Genomic DNA, 246 nt, shown 5'->3' with positions numbered 1-246 from the left:
TACACGTCGGGCACCACCGGCCGCTCCAAGGGCGCGATGCTCTCGCACGACAATCTGGCCTCGAACTCGTATTCGCTGGTCGACTACTGGCGCTTCACCGACAAGGACGTGCTGATCCACGCGCTGCACGGTGGTGAATTCCTTCGGCGCCTTGTCGGCGGCCTCGGTCAGCGAGCCCTTGCCGCTGGAATCGAGCGTCTCGACCTTCGCGCCCACCTTGGCGGCGATTGCCCTGATGCCGTCCAG

1 protein-coding gene is annotated in these 246 nt (G+C 65.4%); it reads left to right on the top strand.

The genetic code is table 11. The annotated features are described in order from the left end of the window. Window positions 1-246 (top strand): AMP-binding protein (locus FNJ47_RS52350; protein WP_236000626.1); only part of this gene is annotated, 246 nt, incomplete at both ends.

The organism is Bradyrhizobium uaiense, from assembly GCF_010811875.1.
Lineage (GTDB): Bacteria > Pseudomonadota > Alphaproteobacteria > Rhizobiales > Xanthobacteraceae > Bradyrhizobium > Bradyrhizobium uaiense.
This window is presented reverse-complemented; position numbering and strand designations above follow the sequence as displayed.